Origin of the sequence: Micromonospora sp. NPDC049580, assembly GCF_040675595.1 — a bacterium.
GTDB lineage: Bacteria > Actinomycetota > Actinomycetes > Mycobacteriales > Micromonosporaceae > Micromonospora.
Window position 1 is genome coordinate 1 of sequence record NZ_JBFAPG010000452.1, and the last position, 5,225, is coordinate 5,225.

General features: G+C 73.1%; 5 protein-coding genes. 4 read left to right on the top strand and 1 reads right to left on the bottom strand.

Annotated features, from left to right (window positions below; translation table 11 throughout):
* Positions 1 to 300: AEC family transporter (locus AB0J68_RS26560; RefSeq protein WP_363940986.1), on the bottom strand; the 300-nt coding region annotated here is incomplete at its 3' end.
* Positions 301 to 579: 279 nt separating this feature from the next.
* On the opposite strand from AB0J68_RS26560, the gene AB0J68_RS26565 reads away from it, so the two are divergent.
* Genes AB0J68_RS26565 through AB0J68_RS26580 form a run of 4 tightly spaced genes read left to right on the top strand, consistent with a single transcriptional unit; the run spans position 580 to position 5,080 of the window.
* Complete coding sequence (locus AB0J68_RS26565) at positions 580 to 2,847, top strand: FAD-dependent oxidoreductase (protein WP_363940989.1); 2,268 nt, start codon at positions 580 to 582, stop codon at positions 2,845 to 2,847.
* Positions 2,848 to 2,852: 5 nt separating this feature from the next.
* On the top strand, positions 2,853 to 3,164 hold the full coding sequence (locus AB0J68_RS26570) for an antibiotic biosynthesis monooxygenase family protein (protein ID WP_354862537.1): 312 nt from the start codon (positions 2,853 to 2,855) through the stop codon (positions 3,162 to 3,164).
* Positions 3,161 to 4,387 (top strand): cytochrome P450, encoded by a 1,227-nt coding sequence (locus AB0J68_RS26575; RefSeq protein ID WP_355067910.1) that lies wholly within the window; start codon positions 3,161 to 3,163, stop codon positions 4,385 to 4,387. Before AB0J68_RS26570 ends, AB0J68_RS26575 begins: the two co-directional genes overlap by 4 nt.
* Before the next feature lie 27 nt (positions 4,388 to 4,414).
* Positions 4,415 to 5,080, top strand: coding sequence for a TcmI family type II polyketide cyclase (locus tag AB0J68_RS26580; RefSeq protein WP_354862540.1), 666 nt, complete (start codon positions 4,415 to 4,417; stop codon positions 5,078 to 5,080).
* Positions 5,081 to 5,225 lie beyond the last annotated feature (145 nt).

Sequence of the window (5,225 nt, forward strand, 5' to 3'; positions counted from 1 at the left end):
GACGCCGTACTCCTGGCCGAAGATGAACGTGTTCTGCGCTGTCGGCAGGCCCGCGCACACCACCACGGCGAGCAACTGTGGCGCCGACAGGTGCAGGGCCAGCCCGGCCGCGTACGCGATGACCGGCTGTGCGACGAGCTTCAGCGCGGTGATCACGGCCAGCTCCAGCTTGGTCGGCTCTGCTCGCGACGGCGCCGTGCGGTGCAGCGACGCGCCGAGCGCGACCAGGACGGCCGACGTGTCCACGGTGCGTACCGGGCGGCCGGGGGTTGCCCACGTGTACGTCGATCGGGGAGCCACGCGTTCAGCCTCGCATCCCGTTAGGACCGAGAAAACATGTCGGCGGGCCGGGACAGCTACCCAAGCGCCGGGCCTGTCAGGCACGGGTATCCAAGTCGTAAGGAGTCATGCCCAAGCAGATAGTTACATGACCGCGGCTTGCCGGGAGGGGATGGCGTTCCGGCCGCGTCACCGCACGGCCACACCGCCCGGGCCGCCGGTGACGACCGGGTGACGCGGACTCTGGCAGGGTCGCGGCACGAGGACGGCACGGTGCGAGGGGGCGGCATGATCAGGACGATGCTCCGGCTGCGAGCGCGGCCCGGCTGCGCGCCCGCGGTGGGGCCGGCCTGGGAGGACGTCGCCGGACAGCTCGGCGCGCTCCCCGGCGGCCTCCGGCACGAGCTGCTGCGGGACGCGCTGGACCCGTACGGCTTCGTCGTGGTCACCGAGTGGGCCGACGAGGAGGCGCTGCGCGCCTACCGGGACGGGCCGGTGGCCGCCCGCCTGTCCGACCTGCTCCGGCCGCTGACCGAACCGGCCGGCCCGCCCGACTACCCGCCGATGGTCGAGACCGGCGACGGGACCGGCCCGGTCTACGTGGACGTGGAGCTGACCGTGCCGAGCGCCCGGCTCGCCGATTTCCATCGCGGCTACCCCGAGGTGGTGCGGCGGATGACCGCCGTGCCGGGCTACCGGCGTGAGCAGCTGCTCCGCGAACCCGGCTCGGACGTGCACCACATCTTCGCCGAGTGGGACACCGCGGCCGAGTTCCTCGACTGGATCGGCGACCCGGCTCACGCCTCGGCGCAGGCCGGGCCGATCGCACCGTTCCTTCTCGACATCCGACGCCGCCTGTTCCACGTCGTGCCCGGTGGGGACGGCCGGCGACTCGACACCACAGGCAGGGAGGCCGATGTGCAGAGGACAACGGACGTACTGGTCGTCGGGGCGGGCCCGACCGGGCTGACCGCCGCCGTCGAGCTGGCCCGGCGCGGCATCGACTGCCGGGTGATCGACAAGCGGGCGACCCCGGCCGGGCAGGCCGACAAGGCGATCGGCGTGCACTGCCGCACCATGGAGATCTGGGAGGAGCAGGGCGTCGTGCGGGAGGCGATGGACGCCGGCATCTGGCTCACCGGCAACATGGTCTTCGTCAACGGCGAGCAGACCCACCGGATGAGCTGGGAGCTGCCCGGCCTGCCCTACGACCACCTCGGCCTGCCCCAGTACGAGACCGAACGCATCCTCACCGCCCGGCTGGCCACGCTCGGGGTGCGCCCGCGGCGCGGCGCCGAACTGGTGGACTTCACCCAGGACGCGGACGGCGTGACCGCCACCGTGCGCACCGCCGACGGCGCCACCGAGACCGTACGCGCGGCGTACCTAATCGGCTGCGACGGCGCGCACAGCCGGGTCCGGGACCGGCTCGGCCTCACCTTCACCGGCGGGCTGGGCCAGTTCCCGCAGCTGTTCATGCTGGTGGACGTCGACGTGGACTGGGACATGCCCGACGGGCACCTGCTGCGCTTCCTGCACACCACCGACGGGCGGATGGACGGGATGCTGGTCTGTGTGCCGCTGCGCGGCGAACACCGCTACCGCATCGCCACCCTGGCCCCACCCCGGTTCTTCGCCCGGACCGGCGGGCAGGACGCCCCGCCCGGCTTCAGCGAGGAACTCGGCGAGCCGACCCTCGACGACGTGCAGGCCGCCCTCGACCGCCTCGCCCCGCCCGGCACCCGGGCGACGAACCTGCGCTGGTCGTCGGTGTTCCGGATCAGCCACGGCATCGTCGACCGCTACCGCCACGGCCGGGTCTTCGTCGCCGGCGACGCCGCCCACCAGCACCCGCCGGCCGGCGGCCAGGGCATGAACACCGGCATCCAGGACGCCTGGAACCTGGCCTGGAAACTGGCCCTGGCGGTACGCGGGCTGGCCGCCCCCGGACTGCTGGACAGCTACGAGGCCGAGCGGCGCCCGGAGGGCGAGGAGATCGTCGGCCGCGCGGTGCGGCTGGCCGGCACCGAGGAACTGGACCGGGCCGACCTGGAACGGCAGTTCCTCCAGGAGATGTCCCTGCTGCTCAGCTACGCCGGCAGCCCACTGGTCGGGGAGACCGTCTCCGACCCGGCCGGGCTCGGTGACGCGCCCCGTCCCGGCGAACGCGCGCCGGACGTCGAGGGTCTGCGCCGGCGCGGCGTCGGGCATCCGCTGCGGCTGCGGGACCTGACCCGGGGCACCCGGCACACGCTGCTGCTCTACGCCGACGCCACGGCCGGCGCGACGGAGCTGGCCGGGTTCGCCGACCTGTGCGCCGACGCGCGGCGGCAGGCCGGCGGGGAACTCGACGCGTACCTGCTGCTCGACCCGGACGTCGCCGAGCCGCGCCTGGCCGACCCGCCGGTGCTGCGCGACGGCGACCGCCGGTTCCGCGCCGGGTACGGCCTGGCCGGCACCGGGCTCTACCTGATCCGTCCGGACGGGCACGTCGGCTTCCGCGGCGCCCCGGTCGACGCCGACGCGCTGCGCAAGCACCTGCACCTGGTCTTCGGCGGGGCGCGGTGAGCCGGGTGCGCACGGTCCTGGCGATGCGGACCCGGCAGGGGTGCGAGGAGCGCTTCGAGGCGGAGTGGCGCGCCGCCGCCGAGGAGATCCGCACCCTGGACGGCTGCCTGCACCAGGACCTGGTCCGCGACGCCGACGACCCGAGCAGCTATCTGGTCATCAGCGACTGGGCGGACCGGGAGCGGCTGGACGCCTTCGGCCGCAGCGCGCACCGGGACCGGCTGCTGCGCGTGGTCCGGGAGCTGCGCGAGTCCGCCGAACGACACACCTACCAGGTGCTGCACAGTGTGAACAGCGAGCCGGGGGAGGCCCGATGACCGACGACGTGGTGCCGGCGAGCGAGCTGTACACGGAGGCGTTCGCGGCCAATCCCTATCCCACCTTCGCCCGGCTGCGTGCCGAGCGGCCGGTCTGCCCGGTCGGCTCGCCCCGGTTCGACTCGTGGCTGATCACCAGCTTCGACGACGCGCGCACGGCGCTGACCGACCCGCGGCTGTCCAAGGACCTCTACGGGCCCGACCAGCACTACCTGCGGATCTTCGGCCCGAACTCGGAGGGCCTGAACCGCAACATGCTCAACTCCGACCCGCCCGAGCACACCCGCCTGCGCCGGGTGGTGTCACAGGCGTTCGCGCCGCGGCGGATCGAGGCGTTGCGGCCCCGGGTGGCCGCGATCGTCGACCAGCTGATCGACAAGATGGTGCCGCAGGGCGAGGCGGACCTGATGCGGGACTTCGCCATCCCGCTGCCGATGACGGTCATCTGTGAGCTGCTCGGCGTGCCGCCGGTCGACCACGACCGGGTGCTCGACTGGACCCAGGTGATCCGCACCTCCGGCTCGACCAGCCGACCCCCGGCCGAGGAACGGGCGGCGGTGCAGGAGGCCCAGCTGCGGCTGCACCACTACCTGGCCGACCTGGTCCGGGCCAAGCGCGACGACCCGGCCGACGACATCATCGGCGCGCTGGTGGACGCGGTCGACCGGGACCACACGCTGTCCGAGGCGGAGCTGGTCACCACCACGTTCCTACTGCTGTTCGCCGGCCACCAGACCACCGCCGACTTCCTCGGCAACGCGGTGCTGGCGCTGCTCACCCACCCGGAGCAGTGGGAGCTGCTGCGGACCACGCCGAGGCTGCTGCCGACCGCGATCGAGGAGCTGCTGCGGTTCGACGGCCCGCTGCCGGTGGCCAGCCCGCGCATCGCCACCGAGGACGTCGAATACCAGGGGGTACGCATCCCGCGCGGCGCGATCGTCGGGGTGGCGATCAACGCGGCGAACCACGACCCCGCCCACTTCACCGACCCCGACCGGCTCGACCTGCGCCGGGTCCGGGGCCCGCACCTCGGCTTCGGCCACGGCGTGCACTACTGCCTGGGCGTCTCGCTGGCCCGGATGGAGGCGCTGCTCGCGCTCTCCGCGCTGCTGCGCCGGCTGCCCGGGCTGCGGCTTGCCGTCCCGCTCGCCGAGGTGCGCCGACTGCCCGCCGCCTCGCCCTTCCGCGGCCTGCTGGAACTGCCGATCACCTTCACCGTCTAGCCCGCCTACCCAGCCAAGGAGCACGTCATGGTCTTCCGGAACGTGATCGTCTGCCACATGGTCCCCGGCAGCGACGAGATCGTCGGCAACGTCTTCGGCCACTACGACCAGGCCACCCGGCCCCAGGATCTCGGCGTCATCGGCCGGTACCTGCTGTCGCACCACGACCTCTACCTGCACGTGATCGAGCGCGAGCAGGACCCGCGGATCTCCGGGCAGACGCGCGGGCTGCCCGCCTTCCAGAAGATCGCCGAGGAGATCGGCCCGTACGTGACGCCGTACCCGCGCTACTGGAAGAACCCGTCGGACTCGGTGGCCAAGGAGTTCTACCACTGGGCGCCGGAGGGCGAGCCGCCCGAGGACACCACGCTCACCGTGATCGTGGGGCGGATCAAGCCGGGCGCCGAGCCGGACGTGGCCCGGGTGTTCGGCGAGTCGGACGCCGGGTCGCTCCCGACCGACCTGGGTGTCACCGGACGCTGGCTCTACTCCATCGACGATGTCTACGTGCACCTGCTGGAGCAGGAGTCGTCGGCGGCCGAGGCGACCCGGGACCAGCACGCCGAGAAGCCGGCCTTCGGCAAGGTGATGCAGGATCTCGGCCCCTACGTGGAGCCGTACCGGCCGGACCTCTGCCACGGCCCGCAGGACCAGGTCGCGACCGTCTTCTACCGTTGGCGCGCGCAGGACTGAACCCGCGCCGAAACCACTATTCGTCGCACCCCCGTACGCCGGGCTGAAGCCGAGGCGTACGGGGTGTGACGGGCGGCGTCGTCCAACGCGACCAGTGCGGCAGGCCGCACGGACACGCGAATCGGCGGTGACCGTCCGGGTGAGG